This window comes from Cupriavidus sp. D39 (assembly GCF_026627925.1).
GTDB classification, from domain to species: Bacteria; Pseudomonadota; Gammaproteobacteria; order Burkholderiales; family Burkholderiaceae; genus Cupriavidus; species Cupriavidus ulmosensis.
Window position 1 is genome coordinate 564,339 of record NZ_JAPNLE010000007.1, and the last position, 17,515, is coordinate 581,853.

Genomic DNA, 17,515 nt, shown 5'->3' on the forward strand with positions numbered 1-17,515 from the left:
TGCCGGCCCTTACAGGACGAGGGCGGGCACGTCCGTGGCCGGCCAAGGATAGGCGATGGTGATGTCGGCGGTCAGGTCGAGCGAGCTGGAATTCCTGCGAAACGCGCGGATGCGCTGGAGTAGGTGCGGATTGAAGGAATCCACGTGGTCCATCACATGCGTCTGCGCGGCGACCAGTAGCCGGGCGGGCGCAGCGTAGGAGCGGTTGACCGCCGCCCACAGCACGGACAAGACGCGCCTGGACAGTGCCTCGCGATCCGGCTCCTGCTCCCGGGTCAGGATGCACAGTGCATTCAGGGCAGCCAGTTCATGGAAGCCCGACCGCTTGCCCGCATTCGCCGCGAACAACGGCTCGATTGCTGTGCGCGCCACGATGCCCAGCGCTGCCGCCAGGCTGCGCTCGCCCGCTAACACCCAACACCCCAGGCGATCGGCCGGCAGATGCTGCGTCGACCCGAGCACCACAGCGATCTCGCTGGTGCCGCGCCGATGCGCCCGCCGCATGGCATCCACCGGCCCCATCGCATTCCAGCGCGCGCCGCCGAACACACCGCTCAGGCGCGCCGCGTCGACCAGATGGATGACTAGATCGGGCCGCGGCCTCGCCCGCTCGTCCATGGTCCATTCGAGCCTGCCTTCCAATGTAGGCAGGTCCAACAACAGACCTGCGACCTCCTGCTCGGAGAAGCCCCAGCGCCGCAGCAGCACGCGCTGCGGGTTGGGCTGCGGGCTGGCGGCGATGGTCGCGAGCGTAGAAGCGGGAATCGTGATGACTTGCATGGCTTGCCCTCCTGGCTGCTGAGTCTGCTGAGGAGTGAAGTGTCGCAACGCATCTGCGCATTCGATGCGCAGATGCGCCATCAATATTCATCCTGTTCCGAACCACCACTAGAAGGGAGAATACGATGAGCCGGCAAGCTCTGAGAGACGCCCACGCCCACGTCATTGGCTATATCGATACGGACGCCAGGGGAGCGCAGACCGCGCGCGACAGCCACCTGCACCTGGTTGGACGCTACGAGCCGCAGCACGACGTCACGCGCGACGCCCACGCCCGGCTGGTCGGCAGCGGCAATCAGCTCGCCGCGCTGGTCGCCGTCGCGGCCGGGCGCTAAGGATTGCGCCACGTGGATGCCATCCCATGCCGGATTCGCCTGCACTTTTGCCTGGATGCCGCCGCAAGGCCACTATTTCAGCCAGCGTATGCACCCCAATCCCCCGCGTTCTAAAAGTACACATGGCGCATCTGGACGCCGGAGTGCGAATGGGAAGGGCGTGAGTTCTTCGAACACGCGTCGGCACTGGGCACGGCACGCTTCATGGCAATGCGCGACAGCCTCAAGGCCGCCGACGTGCACCATTTTGTCTACAACACCGCGCGGCCTCCGCTGGGTGCCACACCGTTCGACCGCAGCCATCCCAGGTGGGCGGGCGTGCGCTTCGCGCCGGCGCTGGAGGACGGCACGGACCTGCCGTGGGACGGGCACCGATGATCGCGCCGGCCCGCGATTGGCTCGCAGGCCGACTCATGTTCAATACCGTCACTATCAATAGCCATCCATGAACAGGACCATCTCCACCATGCGGGCCGTCCATTTTATGTCCCCGGACGGGGCGCGTGCGGTTAAGTTCATCGCGGATATTCCGTGCCGGTGCGTTGCCCGCGAAACGCTGGGCCAACTCTGGTAGCCGTGGGGCCAGCGCAGCGCGTAGGCGGTCGCGTTCCGGGTGCCGCCGCGCCCGGCCACGCGACCGATATCGGCCAGGTTCGGCGGGATTGCCTCGTGGCCGCTTGCCACCAGCAATGCGTCTATGCGGCGGATCAGCGAGTGCGCGACGCGGCTGTCCCAGATAACTAGTTGGCGATCATCTTCTAGATGCGCCGTGGCGAACGCGGCCACCTTGGTCCGGCCGCTGTTCATCAGTGCGCCATCAAGCTCCTGCCCCGTGAGCGCGGATCGGAACACCAGTTCGGTGGTGTCATCGGGAAACGGCCGTTGTGGAACACCGCTCCAGATGAATACGTCCTGGGCGAACCAGCGGCCCGCTCCCGTTCAGCATCCGTCCAGTGGCCTGTCGTTTCAGCTGCTCTCGCGGCAACGGGGTCATGGGCAACTGCTGAATCACCGTGAGTAAGCGCGGCAAACGATCCTGTTCGAGATGCCTCCGTGCTCACGCGGCGCGAATAGCGAGGAAAACTCTAACAGCGATTGTGGTCGGCCCAAGACGGGCTCGCTGGCTAAATGAGTCTCAGTCGATCACCCACCCACCCTCAATCAAGCTTTCGAGACTCGGGTAGCTATGCATTTGCCCGTCAGTCCGATCCGTCACCGTGTACTTCTGGTGCACGAGATCCGTGATGCCAATCGTAGCAAAGCCCCCATCCCTGTGTTTGAGTGCAACCTCCGACCCCAGCGGAATCGGCAATGCCGTGAGCGTCTCGCGCGTTAGTGCCTTCAGTTCTTCCGACCAATCAGTGCTATCCATGCCCCCTCCTTGGTGTTGATCTGATCCCGTCAAGAATTTTCCGCCCATTTGTCCCAAAACCCAGGCTCGTCATGATGTCCGTTCTCCATCGCGACATCAAGTTTTAGCGCCCAAAATTTCATGCCCGGCAATCTCAGGCTGCCGTCTTTGTTTTCGAGGTGGCACTCGAACTTCTGATATGCGGGATCATCGGGAACGAACAGTGTATCGACGTAGATCGAGCCGCGGTAGCCCATCAGGCAGTTCTCGTTCGCTATCTCGCCACATGGCTCCCAAAGGTAACGCACGAGAGTCGGCCGGCGCCCCGGACAGGCGGACGAAGATTTCGCGAGGAACCCATGCAGCAGAGCCGGTTGGCAAGACACTGTGGCTGAAGGCGACCGATACGGTCGTACAACTGTTCCATCAGCACGAACTCGTTGCTACCCATCCGCGGCTGCGCAAAGCCGGTACGCGTTCGACGGTTCGCGATCATCAGCCGCCAGCGGCGCAGGCCTGGCTGGAGCACGATCCGCAGTGGTGTCTGTCCCAGGCCAAAGAGATCGGCCCGTCCTGCCTTGCGCTGATTCTGGCGCTGTTCAACGACCAGGTACTCGTCAACCTGCGGGGAGCGCAGGGCATCGTGCGGCTGCGTAGCAAGGTCGGCGACACGAGGCTCGAGGCGGCATGCGAGCGCGCAATGGCGCATTCCAGCCCCAGGTGGCAAACTGCCTGATCTGAAGGCGCTGTTTGATGAGCTGGCGCCGCGCCGGGCCGAGTGTCCTTTGGTGGTAGTCGAGATGCCATCCGCCGCGCCTTATGACACGTTGCTCGACGAGGAGGTGCTTGCATGAACGCCCCCACTTACGCATCTCCTTATACAGAAGTCATGAGTCCTCAGCCCGTAGCGCCAGGATCATGAACGCAGCATCCATGGTTCGCTGCATGCCGATCCAGATCGTTTTGGCGCCGGGCTCGCCATCACACTTGCGGCCCAGGAAACCACCCAGTGACGCGATCAAGCGGATCATTTGATTGAGCGTGACGGGCGTCTTTGGGCGCGCCTTCTTCGCGAGTAGATACGCGCCTCGTATCTCATCGGCATCAAAGAATAGCGACGCGTCCAGGTCAGGGCAGGTTCTGCCCAAACGCATCAGTCGGGCAATGCGCCACGCCACCACCATGTAAAACACCAGGGCCCGTTCCACGCGGTCCATGTGGGATAACTGTAAAGCTTCCACCTTGCACCCGTTCTTCAGGACATTGAAGAACATCTCAATCTCCCACCGGGCTCGATACCAATCGATCAGCTCGACGACGGCATCTGTATCTTGAGCCTCCCGGTTGGTCAGCAGTCGCCACACGACAGGGGTAACGCCTGCCGGAGCGCCGATCTCCTGGGCCACTATGCAGGTGACGGCTGGCCCCGTCTTACCCGGCAGCTTCACGCGTTGCGCACGTAACTCCTGCTTGACCTCGCGCGCCTTTTGGCCTGCGCGCCCCGGCAGGATGAAGCCGATCTCTCCCAGAGCTTCGCTGGCGTCTACCGTGTCCCACAGCTTGCCTGCCTCACCAAGGCTGCGGTTGTGTTGGGAACGTATCAGCCAGTCTGCAGGATTGCCGAGCTCATTAGCACGCTCCATCATCGCAGCGATATCGCCTTCCCGATCCGCCACGTAGACCAGGCGAGTCTCAGGCAACATCGCGGCCTGTTCTGCAACGCGTTCGTAGCTTTCAGTCCACCGTACGCTCTCTGTAATACCAACCCGCTGCCCGTTTGCATCCAGCGGCTCCCGGGCCCACATCCAGGCGTCGATCACACCGAGTGGTTCCCGATCCGGCGTCACAGCGTAGGTCGGATGCAGATACATCCCCCTCTGCGCTTCGTAGCTCAAGGGCCCGAGCCCATCGATCTCCTGGCCGTTAAAATTCAACTCGGTTGTGTCTGCAATGCACAGCACCACCGGGAATTGCCGCGCCCGCCCTGCCGTGCGCTCCCAATGCGGCTGCATCATGTCTGTCCACTCGACTTCCTCGTTGCCGAGAAATCGATAGGCAGCGATGGTCTCTGCCCAGTCTTCGCATGCGCCAGGAATGCTCGCAGTCGGCCTCGCAGCCAGTCGCTTCAGCAGCCCCTTCGCCCGTCGGTCCCGCCTTGGATCGCCAAGATCCAGCGCCTCAAATTCTTCGTCCACCCATGCCCCCGACTCGTTGTTCATTCGCGCTCAAAAAAGCCAGGAGTAAACGCGAATCCGCACGAGTTTACAACCCCTCCCGCCCAAGTCCCATCAAATTCTGGTCGCACTGCGCCCGGTCAGGACGCTGGACTTTTGTATAAGGAGATGCCACTTACGATGCTGGTCGTCTCGCACTGATGCTCAACGAATTGCGCCTGCCAAAGATCGGCCGCATGTGGCCGGACTTCGCTGAGCGCTCGGACAAGGAGGGCTGGCAGGCGTGCCGGCTGCTCGGTGCACTACTCGAGCATGAACTTGCCGAGCGGGCCCAACGAAGCATCGAGCGTCATCGCACCGAGTCACGCCTGGATCCGACCAAGACGCTTGCCACCTTCGACTTCGGCGTTGTCCCCATGGTCTCGAAGGCGCATGTGATGGCGCTGGCCACTGGCGATTCGTGGCTAGAGAAAGGTGCCACGATTCTGCTGTTCGGGCCGCCTGGCGGGGGCAAAAGTCAGCTTGGAAGTGCCATCGGACACGCCCTGATCGACGCTGGATATCGCGTGCTGTTCACGCGCACCGGTGAAATCGTGCAGAAGCTCCAGGTCGCTCGTCAGAGTCTGCAACTGCCTTCGGCCCTCGCCAAACTCGACCGATTCGACCCTGATCATCCTGGACGATCTGTCGTGTCTGAGGAAAGATCAGGCCGAAACCAGCGTGCTGTTCGGGTTGATCGCTGAGAGGTATGAGCGGCGAAGTCTTCTGATCACGGCCAATCAGCCGTTCTCCGGCTGGAATGACGTCTTCCCGGACCCCGGCATGACGGTGGCCGCCATTGACTGGCTCGTCCATCACTCGACGATCTTCGAGCTGCATGTTGAGAGCTATCGGCGTCGCAAAGCCAGCGACAAACAGAAGGAGCGTCGCCGTCAATTACCCACTGACAACCCGAATGGAGCGACAGCCATGACCACTTGACGCGACAATCACCTCGGCCGACCGCCAAGATGTTTGTCGGTAAACCGGACATCCTGCTTGACGCTATCCACTGCGCGTTGCCATGGCTTGTCATGGTTCTGGGCGCAGCACGACGGCACCAGGCATGACCAATATATCAGGAATGATTGCCTGCTCAATCTTCAACAATGGCAAAGCGCTGTTAGGAGGCGAGTACTTATCTCCTACTTGGCGGCACATCTTGTCGTAACAATCAACCGCCAGTCGGATTGAGCTGTTAGCCAATTTTAGAAATTCATCCGTCTGTCTTTGCATAGGCTCAGTCCGCTGGGCGATTTCCTTGGTGATACTCTCTCGCATTACGTCAAACGAATCCCTACAGATTCCATTCCGACAGATCTGGGCAGGCGCCGTATGTGACGGCACAATAGCGTTTCCGTCCTGCGTCGCGATACAGGTATACTTAGTTTCACCGACGATCGTACAGTTTATGGAAAAATGAGACTTTGGCGACATTGAGAGGCCGACTCTATCTCTGCTGGCGCTTGCTTGCTTCACAAAATCGTCCATCATTGGACGAGCACTCTTTATGTGACCCGGGTCCTTATCAAGTTTATACAATGCATAAATAGAAAACAATTTATACGCCATCGCAGTTGTTGTGATAAATAGCGCTTGATCGTAATTCAGCGATAGCGGAATAAGTCGAGAAATCTCTATATCTGAATTTTGTAATAAGAGCTTATTCTGTTCTTGTTTTTTTGGTTTTAGACTAGCGTATTCATAGAGGATTGTAGTAACTCCTTGCAGACTAGCTCGCATCTGTTCCATGACCAAGGCATCCAACCTTATTTTTAGCTCTGCGGACACGTAGGCTTCGAGTTCAGCGACAGCGTTTTGAATCCAAATTCGTACGTCTGAGATCGTCGGATCCCCAAGGGCGCTCGACATCACCTTACCGCCAACATAGCTGATTCCACCCTGCAATAGAGCCAAGCCGACGAACGCCGCGGCCGCCCCCGTGGTTATTGGCTCGGCAGCAAGAACAGTTTTTCGGCTGTACATTGGTAAAACGACCGCTAAGGCGGAAAACACTACTTGTCGACGCGAAATGGACATTGGGCCTCCGATACTTTTCGTTTTATTTACGTTACCTCTACTCGTGTGGTCGCCACAGGCGATGCGACCTAATTTTGATGATTGCAGAGGCGCGCTATTCTCACATTTTCGCTGGAAATTCAGCTGAATTTCTATGAAATGTGCATCCAATTCAAACCGTACGCCATTATCTGGTGAATAATCCTACTTAGGGAATTCAAAAGGAGTGTTGAGAAGTGTGCTGGTACCGCCCGCCATGTCAAATGTGATGATCAAGTTCTGCACGCTGTCACGCTTCATTTCCACACCAGCACCGATGCTGACGATCTTAACATCAATTCCAACACCTCCTTTTTTACCATTTATAACTTCGAAATCCACTTCAGTCTTTAATTGACTTGGCCTAACGCATGGTAGTTGTGCATGGTCAATGTTCAAGAGATTTTGACGAAGAGTCCACAGAGTGGCCGCGAGAGTATGTTCTTTTAGAGCGGCTGGAGGCTGATCGGAATCTGCGTGTCCATATTCTGTTTTACCAACTGGAGCTATGGATTGGCGTAACAGGACGTAGCGATTCTCCAGATCCGCGTTCGCGCTCGCGATGGCGCCCGAGAAATTGGCATCAATAGTAGATTTGTGTTTGCCCTGAATATATATTTTTTCCGATTTTTTTAAAAATTCGATTCGTTTTCCTATTGTGTCAATGTCGCTTTGTAACTCAGCAACACTCCTGTGATGCTGTATATCAAGATCCAAGGTAAGGGCCTGAGTGCCATTTGTTCGATATGTACCAGAAAAGGAAGGATTCACGGTTATGATCGAACCTGCTGGAATTTTTACGCTAAGATTAGCGTCATAAATATTGGTGGCGGTGACTTTAAGAATTAATATCGCATTTGTCGGAACTACGCTAACAACAGCCCCTCCATTGACCCCGCCGCAGACTACTTTAGCGGGATTTTGCTGATGTGGAATATTTGGAGGTGTATCAGCGAACAATTTAAGCTCCTGCTTCAGCTCATTGACCACCTGGCTTACAGGCTCGCCGCCAGGCGGTACGGCCGTTGCTGTTGTATTACAGCCGCCTACCATCATCGCGATCGATATTAAGATAAATCTCATTTTTACCATTTCAAAATGGTCGCCATTTGTGCCAAGAAGCATATTTCGCAGGGACAATCCACAGGATGTCATTTGATTTATCGAAGATCACAGAAGGATGACGACTACATCGCTTTGACTGTCACTGTGGACGATGCCAAGGCGGCAAAGGGGGCCAATATCAGGATTGAAGCGGTCAACTTCGCGCAGACTCCTTGGTGATCAGCTCTCGAGCCTTCATGGCGGTCCCGTTCATGTCTGCCACTGTTTTGTCTCGCTACCATCAAGTGAACACAGTGCCGTAGGCGAACGACGGTTGCTCTGCTCGGCCTTTGGCGGCTCAGAGAGGCAGGCCCGTCACGCTGAACCAGCCTCCCCGCCCGCCTCAGGTGACCGCCGCGCCGTAGTTCAATAGCTCATTTCCCTTCAGCCGCTGCAGCGTCAGATACTCCCAGCGCCTTGCCTAGCCAATTCGAAACGGCCTTCTGAGTGATGTCTGTCGCCTTCTTCTTTGCTTCGTCGTCGAAAGCTGCAGCTGCGATAGCGCCGGCAAAATCGCCTCCGTCCTCCAACTCATTGATGATGACAGTAACCGTAACTGGCACGTTGCCATATACGGCAGCTTGCATCTCCCCACCGCTCGCCGACTTGGTTGCGGCAGCAAGCTTCTTCTTCCCATTTTCGTCGTTTGGCATAACAGCGGGAGCGGCAGCGAATGCCGTTGGGGCCGGCAATAGTGCCAAAGGTCCATCGTCGATGTCTAGATTCGTCGTCTTTCCGAATTGCAGCTTGCCAAAATCAAAAAGATGGTCATAAATGGGCTTCATCCCACTATCCCCCATCGTGCTAATCATTACTCTAGCAGTAACCTTCTTTCCGTTTCCATCATTTCGCTTGGCTCCGGACTTCAGATATAGCGCCTCAAGCGGAACCACTTTGAATTGGGTGGCGGCGTTCTTCCCAGGTTTCCCTGGGATTGGCATTCCTACTAGATCAATTGTAAAAGCTAAATATAACTCAGGTAGCGAGGATAGCTTGTATTTCGACCAATCGTCTTCGAGTTGTTCTTTTGTCCATCCCGGATACGGTTTATCGAATCCAGCCTCTTTTACTTCATTTACGCTAGCATCGTAGATCGTTTTGTTGAAATAAGGCTCTCTTAATGATCCTCGGACGAATTCTATACATTTAAATCCCAATCTTGACACGTCTGAGTCGTAAAATCCGGCACTAAACGTTGCTGTAGTCGACGCGGTCAAATTTGCCTTCTGAGACTTTAGCCAATCTGACGTCTTCTCAATGCCATACCCTGCAACCGCCCCGGCGGCCTTTGATCCAATCAGTTGAAGTAATGGGGCGAAAAGAAGAAGTAATGCTGGCGATTCGTTATGCCCAGGCACGATGGCCTTTTGACACTTATCTGCGGTGACTAAGCGGGCTGGTGATTGAGCTTTTGGAAGGATTGGCTGAGCAACGTCCTGACCTATGGTTTTCTCGTCTGCGGCGAAACCCATGCCGATGTGAGAAATGAACATCGCGGTCAAAACAATTCCATGATATTTATTTTTATTAATCATTTTAGTTCTTTAGGGGCAACTGCTACGTTCACTGTCGAACTGCCATCCACACCACGATTGCAACTAGGCTTTGGTGTACCTACATGGATACCTACCAAACTCTCCCGAATACTACTCTTAGCCGCAGCCTCATCAAAAACACCGGCCCCACTCACTCCAGGAAAACTGCTGCAACCATGAAGCACGCAAGTTTCCCCAGGACGCGGACTTCGCGTAATCAGTGCCTGACATAGCGTGGCTCGCCGATCAGTTTTAAGATACTTAACCCAGCGTGGATCCACTGTTCCATTTTTCAGTGGTCGGATCCCGGATACCTTCATTTCCTCGACGTTCACGCCAGCGACTACCAGTCCAAAGTTGGATCCGTCCAGCGTTCGCTTCCGCGGATAAGGGCGAGGGCTATTGCCAATGGCCTCTGCTAGCTTTAAGAAAGCGATATCTTTGGTTTGCGATAGCTGTGTTGGATTTATTCGATCATCAAATCCATTGAGAGCATCTTTGTCGATTTCTACAACTTTATCTGGCCGATTTGCAGGAATAAATCTTACATCGCTTGCCATTCTTATTGGTGTAGGTGAATTTGAATTTGCGTTTCCGTAGACAACGTGACGAGCCGTGACAATTGTGGCCGAATCAACGACCGTTGCCATTCCGATGACATCACCGTCTCGCGTTACCAGGACTCCAACAAAATCTTTGACGTATGCCGGTATATCGCTTGACAGGCATGCATCGGCGTATTTTCTGATTATCGTCTGTGCATCACTAACCGAGTTTCCTGCCGCCTCGGTCTGGGCAAGAAGCGCCCCCTGATCCAGGGTGCCCAAGATCCCGTTCGAATCCAGGCTGGCAATTAATTTGTCACATGGAGATTCTGATTTGTTAGATAAAATCATTCCAGAAAATGATTTAGCCGATTTATTACACAACAGATCATCCGAATCGCAGAAATCACCAAAACTCGCCACGGGCGTGGCCGGCGCCGGACCAGAGCCGCCAGCTAGCTTGACGCTCGTTTGATAATTTTTGACACCGCCTTCAGAAGTGGAGGCGCACGTAGGACACCCGCCCCCTCCTCCGGGACCGCCACTGTTGACGTTTAACTTGTAAACATCATTTTTTGTGATTTTCGGCTTTTCTACGAAATTACTGACTTTCGTATCGAAATGGATAGTGTTAGGATTTCCCATCTCCTTGAGCATTTTGGTCATTGCTTCTGCCATCTGCGACTTTACTCTGTCGGCTTCTGGTGAAGCTCCCCCACCCCCTTCAGCTTACTTTTCTTAGATTCAGGGTCATATGGCGGGATTTCTCCGATATGAACGACAGAATTTGGCGTCGTTGCCCTGTAGCGAGCCCCATCAACAGTCAAACCGTCAACGCGGCTGAGACCTTCTTGGCCTTGGAGCAAGCGAGGTTGTCCGATCGGAATTCCACCAGAGTTGGTTGGTTGCCCTAATGCAACGTTAAAACAGGACGCCAGCAATATTCCTAGGAGAAGTCGCTGCATGGCCTGCCCCCCGATTTTTTAGCGCAAGTCGTACGACGCCGTTCTTAAAGGCATGTGTGTCCAGTTTAGAGGCGAGTCGGAAATTTTCCAGTTCGTAATGAGAGTTGTAGCTATCCCTTCATGAATGTGCCATCCGGACTCATAGTTATATGCCCCATTGCGCACATCGCCAACGACGTGTCCCAGCTCTGTGTGCATATACAGTGCACATGATGATGAAGCCAATACGGCCTGAAGGGTCCGCCAACAAATCAGGTAACAGGCCAATTTGAGGAATGCCTCGTGCATGTCGGCGCGTCGGTCGCGAACGTCGGAGGTCGTGGAACCAAGCATGTGAGCGCTCTACCACCCAGCGGATTTCGCCCAGGCCGCTATGAGGCATGGCCGGGACCGAAACTTAGGGGATATTTACAAATCTTCGCCGCAGGCCTATATAGACAGGCAGACACGGCGCCCGCGTGTGGGCCCGCTGCGCCGGCGCTCGCGATCACCCCGTTTCGCCCTGAACGGGGTAATCGTACTTTTCGTGCAAAATCTGGCGGTTTGTTTTGATATTCCCTTTCAAAACAAGGACTTGAGAACCACCAGAATTCCGCATGCCACGTCCTTTTTGTGCAAAATTTGGCGCTTTACCCCGCCGCACCGGCACGCAACCGATAGTCCGCCGCGAGGAGTTGCGCCTGCGCGTCGAACTGTGCGGTGAGTTTGGCCAGATCGACGGTGAGCGACTCCCGCGCCACGCGTGCCTGCGCCAGTTCGGCCGCCTGCGCCCGGTTCGTCGTCTGCAGCGCGTCGCGTTCGGCCTCGGCGCGGGCGTGATCGGCAAGTTTCCGGTTCAGGGGTAGCTTTGATTTCGGTGCAATTTGCGACGGTTCGCAAGCCCAGCAGCGACGCAGGGGATCATGCCTAAGTTATTGATTTTTGAGGTTTGCTGTTCGCTTCTGCTTGGCGTATCTTGTTTGGCCCTAGGCACGGGAGGCGCACGAGATGCAAGGCTGGCAGAGCACCTTTTTGGGCGCGCGCGAGGTGCCGCGTGAACTCAGCAGTTTCGAATTGCAGACGTTCTTCACATACAGCCACGCCGAGCACGAATTGATCGGGCGACGGCGCGGCCCAACGATGAAGCTGGGCCTGGCGCTGCACATTGGCTTTTTGCGCATGAGCGGCTGCCTATTGGATGCGTTCAGTATCCTGCCACCAGTCCTGCTTCGCCACCTCGGCACGGAACTGGGTATCAATACGCCGGATCTGGCGTCCTTGCGGGCGCTCTACGCGCGTGGGCGAACGCTCTCCGACCATCAACTGCTGGCCTGCCAGACGCTCGGGTTTCGTTGGATAACGGTACATCAACGTCGAGCCCTTGTGCGGGCGCTGCGTGACGAAGTGATGCATTGCGCTGATCGGGACCGACTGCTGTCATATGCGCACCAGTGGCTGTATCAGCATCGACTGATCATCGTGCACGAGCGCGCCATCCGAAGCCTTGTCGCAGCGGCATTGACCGAGCTTGAGTCCGGTGCCTGCGCCTCGATCCATTCGGCGGTACCTCCCGCGACATGGCGAAGATGGCTAGCCGCAATGGAACAAGCACGACCGGATGGTCAGCACGTCCAGAACTGGCTGTGGGCGGTCCCGGCGAAGCACTCGACGCGACAGTTCGCCGAAGTGCTCGAACGTATCGAGTGGCTAGTCGAGATTGGCGTCGACCGCCATCGTTTCGGTCTCAACGATGTTTTGGTGCGCCGTTTTGCACGTCGCTTGGCGGCGCGGTCCCCATCGCTCAGCGCACGAATTAAGGAGCCGGCACGCACCGTCGAGCTGGGCTGCTTCCTGCGATATTGCCTGCTCACTGCCACTGACCAACTGATCCTCATGTTTCAGCGCCGGGTGGCAGATCTATGGCGGCAGAGCGCGGAGGGTGTGAAGGCTCCCATCGACTGGGCCGCACAATACCGGCAACTGCTCGACGAGCTGGCCAGCTTGAGTAGCGATGGGAGTATTCCGGATGCCGAGCTGCGCCCGCATCTGGCCCAATTGGTGGCCGACAAGCGCACTCAGCGCACACCGAGCCGGTCGTCTGCGATCAGGCTGCGGCTGATCGACGCCATCAGGCCCGTACGCGCGTTACTGGTCGCCGTCGCCAAGCTGCCCTGGCAAGCCACCGGCGAACACCCGGTAATTGACGCTCTGGGCAAGCTGCGCCACCTGTATGCGAAGGCCGTTCGAAGCTTACCCGATGACGTGACCGCCCCTTGCCTAGGGCCAGCCTGGCTCGATGCGATCAGCGGTGCCGATCGCGAGCGCGCCTTCCGGGCACTTGAAGTCGCCACCCTGTTTGCCTTGCGCCGCGCCGTTCGCAACGGCTCAGTCTGGATCGAGCATTCATTGAGCTTCCGAGGTCGCGAGCGCTTGTTCCTGCCAGCCGAGCGTTGGCAGGCTGAAGCTCGGCGCCACTATACGCGGCTGTCGCTGCCAGCCCAAGCTGCCGACTTTCTCGGGCCGTTGCTTGAGCGCGTGCGCACAGGCATTGCCGCGGTCGCGGTAGCGACGCGCGCCGGCACGCTACGCGTCGATGACGAGTTGCACCTGGCACCGCTAGCGGCACAGGAAGAGGATCCCGAGGTCTCAAGGCTGCGGACCCGCCTTGACCACCACATCGGCGATGTTCAGTTGCCGGAGGTCATCTTGGCAGTGGACGCCCAGACGCGCTTCAGCTGGATCATGCTCGGCCGCGAGCCCCGGTCTGCGCAGGAACTGTTGATGGTCTACGCTGGCATCCTCGCGCATGGCACGAGTCTGACGGCGGCCGAGTGTGCCAGGATGATTCCACAATTGTCAGCCACGAGCATACGTCACGTCATGCGCTGGGCGGGCGATGAGCGGCGACTGGTTCAGGCCTGTAAGGCAGTTCTGGAGTTCATGCACCGCCATCCGATCGCGGCAACTTGGGGCCGGTCGGACCTCGCCTCCTCGGACATGAGGAGCCTGGAGACAAGCCAGCGCGTCTGGCAGGCACGGCAAGACCCACGTCGCCACACCGCCTCGGTAGGTATCTACACTCACGTCCGAGATCGGTGGGGGATCTTTCACGCCCAGCCGATTGTGCTCAACGAAAGGCAGGCCGGCGCGGCGATCGAGGGCGTTGTGCGGCAGGAGCGAATCGAGACCACACAATTGGCGGTCGACACTCATATAAATACCGATTTCGCAATGGCGTTGGCCAGGCTACTTGGGTTCGACCTGTGTCCCCGATTGCGAGAGCTCAAGCAGCGTCGTCTCTTCGTACCTCGCGGCGTTGCTGTTCCCGATGAGATCGCCTCCGTGTGTCTCGCCAACGTGGACTTGGCTGCGATCGAGGCGCAATGGGACCCTTTGGTGCACCTGACGGCCTCGGTGATGTCGGGACACGCCAGCGCCGTGGCGGCCCTAGCGCGATTTGGCTCGGCCGCGCGGGGCGACCCTATCTATGACGCCGGCGTGCAGCTACCCTCGCGCTGGAGCAGAACCGGGTCGCCCGCGCGCTGTGGGAGCAACTGGAGATATTGAAGCACCAGATCGCGCAGCTTAACCGCGCGCACTTCGGCGCCAGCTCCGAACGTCTGCCGGGTCAGGCCGAACTCTTTGCCGCGCCGCTCGATCTGCCGTCACCGCCAACCGCCGCAGAGATCAAGGTGGCGGGCCACACCCGCAAGGGGCGCCCGGGACTTTCCAAGGACCTACCGCGCACGCGGATCGAATACGATCTGTCCGCGGCGGAGAAGGCCGCCTTCGATTCACTGCAGCGCATCGGCGAGGAGCGCAGCGAGACGCTGCATTACGAGCCAGCCAAGCTTACCGTCATCGAGCACATCCGCTTCAAGTATGCGGCCATGAAGAACGGTGAGTCCACCATCGTGACCGCCACCGCGCAGCCCTCGCCGTTACCCAAGAGCAACGCCAGCGCGGGCCTGCTCGCCAACATCCAGGTCAATACCTTTGTGGACCACTTGCCGATCCACCGGCAGGAGATGGGCTACGCCCGCCTGGGCATTCATCTGCCGCGTGCCACACTGTGCGAATGGAAGCTGGGGTCGGCCGAGTTGCTGCAGACGCTCTTACCATCCTTGCGCATTCACATCCTACAAGCACCGCGCCTGCACCTGGACGACACCACGCTGCCGTTGCTCGAACGCGGGCGCGCCACCACCAAGCAGGCGCACCTGTGGGGCTACCTCGGAGCCGGACAGCGGCAGGAGAACGGGCTGTGGGTCGATCACCCGCCGGCGGTCATGTTCGAGTTCGCCGAATCCCGTGCCGCCACCCATCCGCTCACCTTCCTGCGCGACTATCGGGGGTACCTGCAGGCCGACGCCTACAGTGGTCACGATGCCCTCTATCGCACCGGCCGCATCATCGAAGTCGGTTGTTGGGCGCATTGCAGGAGACGCTTCTTTGAGATCGCCAAGGTGCAGAAGGCGCCGGGGTTGGCCGCGCAGGCGCTGGCGTGGATCGCCCAGTTGTATGCCATCGAGGCCGGCATCAAGGACAAGCCACCGGATCACAAACTGGCCGTGCGGCAGGCGCAATCCGTGCCGCTGCTCGCCCAGTTCCACCAGTGGCTGCTAGGCAATGCCCATGGCTTGCTGGCCAAGCAGCAGCCGTTGGAGCAGGCCTTCGGCTATGCACTGCGACATTGGCAGGCCCTCGTGCGCTACACCGAAAGCGGTATCCTGGAGCCGGACAACAATCGCCTCGAGCGCGCCATCCGCCCAATTGCCGTTGGCAGAGCGAATTTTATGTTCGTGGGCTCGCCGCGTGGCGGGCGTGCCGCCGCGACGATGTACTCGCTGCTGGGTACCTGTCGCCTGAATGGTATCGAGCCCTATGGCTGGCTCAAGGATACCCTGGAGCGCCTGCCAGCCCACCCCATCAGCCGGGTCCACGAACTGCTACCGCTGCCACGCTAACCGGTAAACTGTGCGTCATGGACATTCTTGACGCATTGCGCCTCGCCCCGAGCGCCGACCTGTACCGCTTGTATCTGACCATCGGTCGGATGCTCGACGATCCGAAGCGGATCCTGGAGAGCCGCCGGCACCTGCATATCGGCATGACCGTCAGTTACGTGGCCGACGATCTCATCCAGCCGGTGCGGCAGGGCCGTATCCTTGAGTTGCGGCAGACCCAGGCCGTGATCGAGGACACCGCTACGCGCCGGCGCTGGGCCTTGCCCTATGCCGCGGTCATCGCCGACGCCAACGCTGCGGCCCAATCGCCACCACACGACCCGCCGCCACCGCCCCGTGCACAGCGTGCTGACTTCATGGTTGGTGACACGGTGGCCTTTACCGACCAGCACCTGCACGAGCGCATCGGCACCGTCGTGCGTGTCAACCAGAAGACCGCGTCCGTACAGTGCAATCCCGACGAAGGCCACTGGCGGGTCTCCTTCGCGCTCCTGCGTAAAGTGGTCGATCTGTAGCCGTCATCCACGAGCAGAGGAAGGCGTCAAGTCCATTACGGATGGGTTCCGCTGACGCTTACGCAACAAAGAACGATCTGTACCAAGCCTATCTCAAGCTGTTTGACATTCCGTTCAAGACGCACTTCAAGCGTCGCGCGCTGGAAGAGTTGGCGCTCGAGATCAAACAATGGCACGTGTCCGAGATCTCCTTGGAGGCGGTGAGGCACATGCGTCAGACGGGGAGTGCTCAGGGCCTTCGACGTGGTCACGTGGTACCTCGGATCGAACGAGGGAAAAGGCTGTTCGAGCGGGAAACACCATATTCGATCGGGACCTTTCTCAAGGTCTTTTTCGACAATGACCACGTGACCCTGGTTGCGGCATCCGAGAACAATCGGGAAGGGGTTGACCACTGGTCGCCGCGTTTCCCAGTCCCAAAAGGACGTTTTGTTCAGAATGGCAGCTATCGGGTGTCCGCCAAAGCCGAAGACGTAGAATGGGCGACCAAGGAGTTGGATACGTCAGCGCACGATTAATTTGTCCCTGCGCCACTATCGAGAACCTACGCGCAGGGATAGAACCCAGATGAGGAGCAGCAGGGAAATCGCTCGGGATGCAACGAACCCCGAGACTGGCTTCAGGAACGCCGTCGCACCATTGCTGTCTGACCTGGAATGGGAGACGGACAAGATCTGCGGCTTCGTCTGCCCGGATCAGTACGTTGGTCAGGTGACCGACAGCGGGAGCAGTTTCCACTATGCGGCATCGGCCGCACGGCCCTAGCGCCACATATTGATGCTCGACTTGCCGTCCGCCGGTAGCGCGTTGAGCGGCCGACGCAGCGTCTTTCTCGTGACGTCGGCCCAGCGCCGGCCCTAGTCGGCCAGTTCCTGCCGCGATTGGCCCTGCGCCTGGCTCTCGGCATCTAGCTCCTCGCCCAGCCGCTTGCCGGCCGTCCGTCGCGCTCCTGCTCGGCGCGCACCCGTTCCAGATCCGCCTCCAGTCGCGGCATAGGCTCCAGGCGCAATCGCGCCTTGGCCAGCTCGGTCCGCGCCGCCTCGGCCGCCTCTCGCTCGCTGAGGTTGACCTACGTCGCGACTGGCGTGGCGAATTTCTCGCCCGCGACACGCTAGACTATGGGGCGAGTAGGGCCGAAGGGCCCACTAGGCTCGTCTGCAACTCGGTG

At 58.2% G+C, this 17,515-nt stretch carries 15 protein-coding genes and 4 pseudogenes; 9 read left to right on the forward strand and 10 right to left on the reverse strand.

Annotated elements, in window-relative coordinates:
- Nucleotides 1-9: 9 nt before the first annotated feature.
- Entirely contained in the window at nt 10-780 is a 771-nt protein-coding gene (locus tag OMK73_RS09800; protein WP_267601832.1) for a hypothetical protein, read from the reverse strand.
- 125 nt (nt 781-905) lie between these two features.
- On the opposite strand from OMK73_RS09800, the gene OMK73_RS09805 reads away from it, so the two are divergent.
- Both OMK73_RS09805 and OMK73_RS09810 read left to right on the forward strand, forming a co-directional pair.
- Nucleotides 906-1,115, forward strand: coding sequence for a hypothetical protein (locus OMK73_RS09805; RefSeq protein WP_267601833.1), 210 nt, complete (start codon nt 906-908; stop codon nt 1,113-1,115).
- A gap of 204 nt (nt 1,116-1,319) precedes the next feature.
- Nucleotides 1,320-1,493: a hypothetical protein gene (locus OMK73_RS09810; protein WP_267601834.1), complete on the forward strand. Its 174-nt coding sequence runs from the start codon at nt 1,320-1,322 to the stop codon at nt 1,491-1,493.
- A gap of 54 nt (nt 1,494-1,547) precedes the next feature.
- Here OMK73_RS09810 and OMK73_RS09815 read toward each other — a convergent pair whose 3' ends face one another.
- The 3 genes from OMK73_RS09815 to OMK73_RS09825 all read right to left on the reverse strand — a co-directional run bounded on the left by OMK73_RS09815 (nt 1,548) and on the right by OMK73_RS09825 (nt 2,723).
- Nucleotides 1,548-1,967 (reverse strand): hypothetical protein, encoded by a 420-nt coding sequence (locus OMK73_RS09815; RefSeq protein WP_267601835.1) that lies wholly within the window; start codon nt 1,965-1,967, stop codon nt 1,548-1,550.
- Nucleotides 1,968-2,250: 283 nt separating this feature from the next.
- The gene (locus tag OMK73_RS09820; RefSeq protein ID WP_267601836.1) at nt 2,251-2,487 is read right to left on the reverse strand and encodes a hypothetical protein; all 237 of its coding nucleotides are present in this window, start codon (nt 2,485-2,487) and stop codon (nt 2,251-2,253) included.
- Between the two features lie 29 nt (nt 2,488-2,516).
- Nucleotides 2,517-2,723, reverse strand: coding sequence for a hypothetical protein (locus OMK73_RS09825; RefSeq protein ID WP_267601837.1), 207 nt, complete (start codon nt 2,721-2,723; stop codon nt 2,517-2,519).
- A gap of 116 nt (nt 2,724-2,839) precedes the next feature.
- Here OMK73_RS09825 and OMK73_RS09830 point away from each other — a divergent pair.
- A pseudogene (locus tag OMK73_RS09830) lies at nt 2,840-3,196 on the forward strand (IS21 family transposase); the annotation flags it as partial.
- Nucleotides 3,197-3,353: 157 nt separating this feature from the next.
- On the opposite strand, the gene OMK73_RS09835 reads toward OMK73_RS09830, so the two are convergent.
- Nucleotides 3,354-4,685 carry an IS4 family transposase gene (locus OMK73_RS09835; RefSeq protein WP_267601839.1) on the reverse strand — a complete coding sequence of 444 codons (1,332 nt, stop codon included), beginning with the start codon at nt 4,683-4,685 and terminating at the stop codon, nt 3,354-3,356.
- 155 nt (nt 4,686-4,840) lie between these two features.
- On the opposite strand from OMK73_RS09835, the pseudogene istB reads away from it, so the two are divergent.
- Nucleotides 4,841-5,621 (forward strand): annotated as a pseudogene (gene istB / locus OMK73_RS09840) (IS21-like element helper ATPase IstB).
- Nucleotides 5,622-5,711: 90 nt separating this feature from the next.
- Here the strand turns inward: istB and OMK73_RS09845 are convergent.
- From OMK73_RS09845 to OMK73_RS09865, 5 genes and pseudogenes are all read right to left on the reverse strand, one after another.
- On the reverse strand, nt 5,712-6,719 hold the full coding sequence (locus OMK73_RS09845) for a hypothetical protein (RefSeq protein WP_267601840.1): 1,008 nt from the start codon (nt 6,717-6,719) through the stop codon (nt 5,712-5,714).
- Nucleotides 6,720-6,902: 183 nt separating this feature from the next.
- Nucleotides 6,903-7,892 (reverse strand): hypothetical protein, encoded by a 990-nt coding sequence (locus OMK73_RS09850; RefSeq protein ID WP_267601842.1) that lies wholly within the window; start codon nt 7,890-7,892, stop codon nt 6,903-6,905.
- A 323-nt stretch (nt 7,893-8,215) separates the two neighbouring features.
- The gene (locus OMK73_RS09855; RefSeq protein WP_267601843.1) at nt 8,216-9,376 is read right to left on the reverse strand and encodes a hypothetical protein; all 1,161 of its coding nucleotides are present in this window, start codon (nt 9,374-9,376) and stop codon (nt 8,216-8,218) included.
- On the reverse strand, nt 9,373-10,587 hold the full coding sequence (locus tag OMK73_RS09860; protein ID WP_267601844.1) for a trypsin-like serine peptidase: 1,215 nt from the start codon (nt 10,585-10,587) through the stop codon (nt 9,373-9,375). Before OMK73_RS09860 ends, OMK73_RS09855 begins: the two co-directional genes overlap by 4 nt.
- A gap of 542 nt (nt 10,588-11,129) precedes the next feature.
- Nucleotides 11,130-11,259, reverse strand: a pseudogene (locus OMK73_RS09865) (IS5/IS1182 family transposase); the annotation flags it as partial.
- Between the two features lie 223 nt (nt 11,260-11,482).
- On the opposite strand from OMK73_RS09865, the gene OMK73_RS09870 reads away from it, so the two are divergent.
- From OMK73_RS09870 to OMK73_RS09890, 5 genes and pseudogenes are all read left to right on the forward strand, one after another.
- Nucleotides 11,483-11,731 carry a hypothetical protein gene (locus tag OMK73_RS09870; RefSeq protein ID WP_267601845.1) on the forward strand — a complete coding sequence of 83 codons (249 nt, stop codon included), beginning with the start codon at nt 11,483-11,485 and terminating at the stop codon, nt 11,729-11,731.
- A 142-nt stretch (nt 11,732-11,873) separates the two neighbouring features.
- Nucleotides 11,874-14,372: pseudogene (locus OMK73_RS09875) on the forward strand (Tn3 family transposase); the annotation flags it as partial.
- A 56-nt stretch (nt 14,373-14,428) separates the two neighbouring features.
- Complete coding sequence (tnpC, locus tag OMK73_RS09880) at nt 14,429-15,832, forward strand: IS66 family transposase (protein ID WP_267601846.1); 1,404 nt, start codon at nt 14,429-14,431, stop codon at nt 15,830-15,832.
- A gap of 17 nt (nt 15,833-15,849) precedes the next feature.
- Nucleotides 15,850-16,347: a hypothetical protein gene (locus OMK73_RS09885; RefSeq protein WP_267601847.1), complete on the forward strand. Its 498-nt coding sequence runs from the start codon at nt 15,850-15,852 to the stop codon at nt 16,345-16,347.
- 41 nt (nt 16,348-16,388) lie between these two features.
- On the forward strand, nt 16,389-16,865 hold the full coding sequence (locus tag OMK73_RS09890; RefSeq protein ID WP_267601848.1) for a hypothetical protein: 477 nt from the start codon (nt 16,389-16,391) through the stop codon (nt 16,863-16,865).
- Nucleotides 16,866-17,515: the final 650 nt, after the last annotated feature.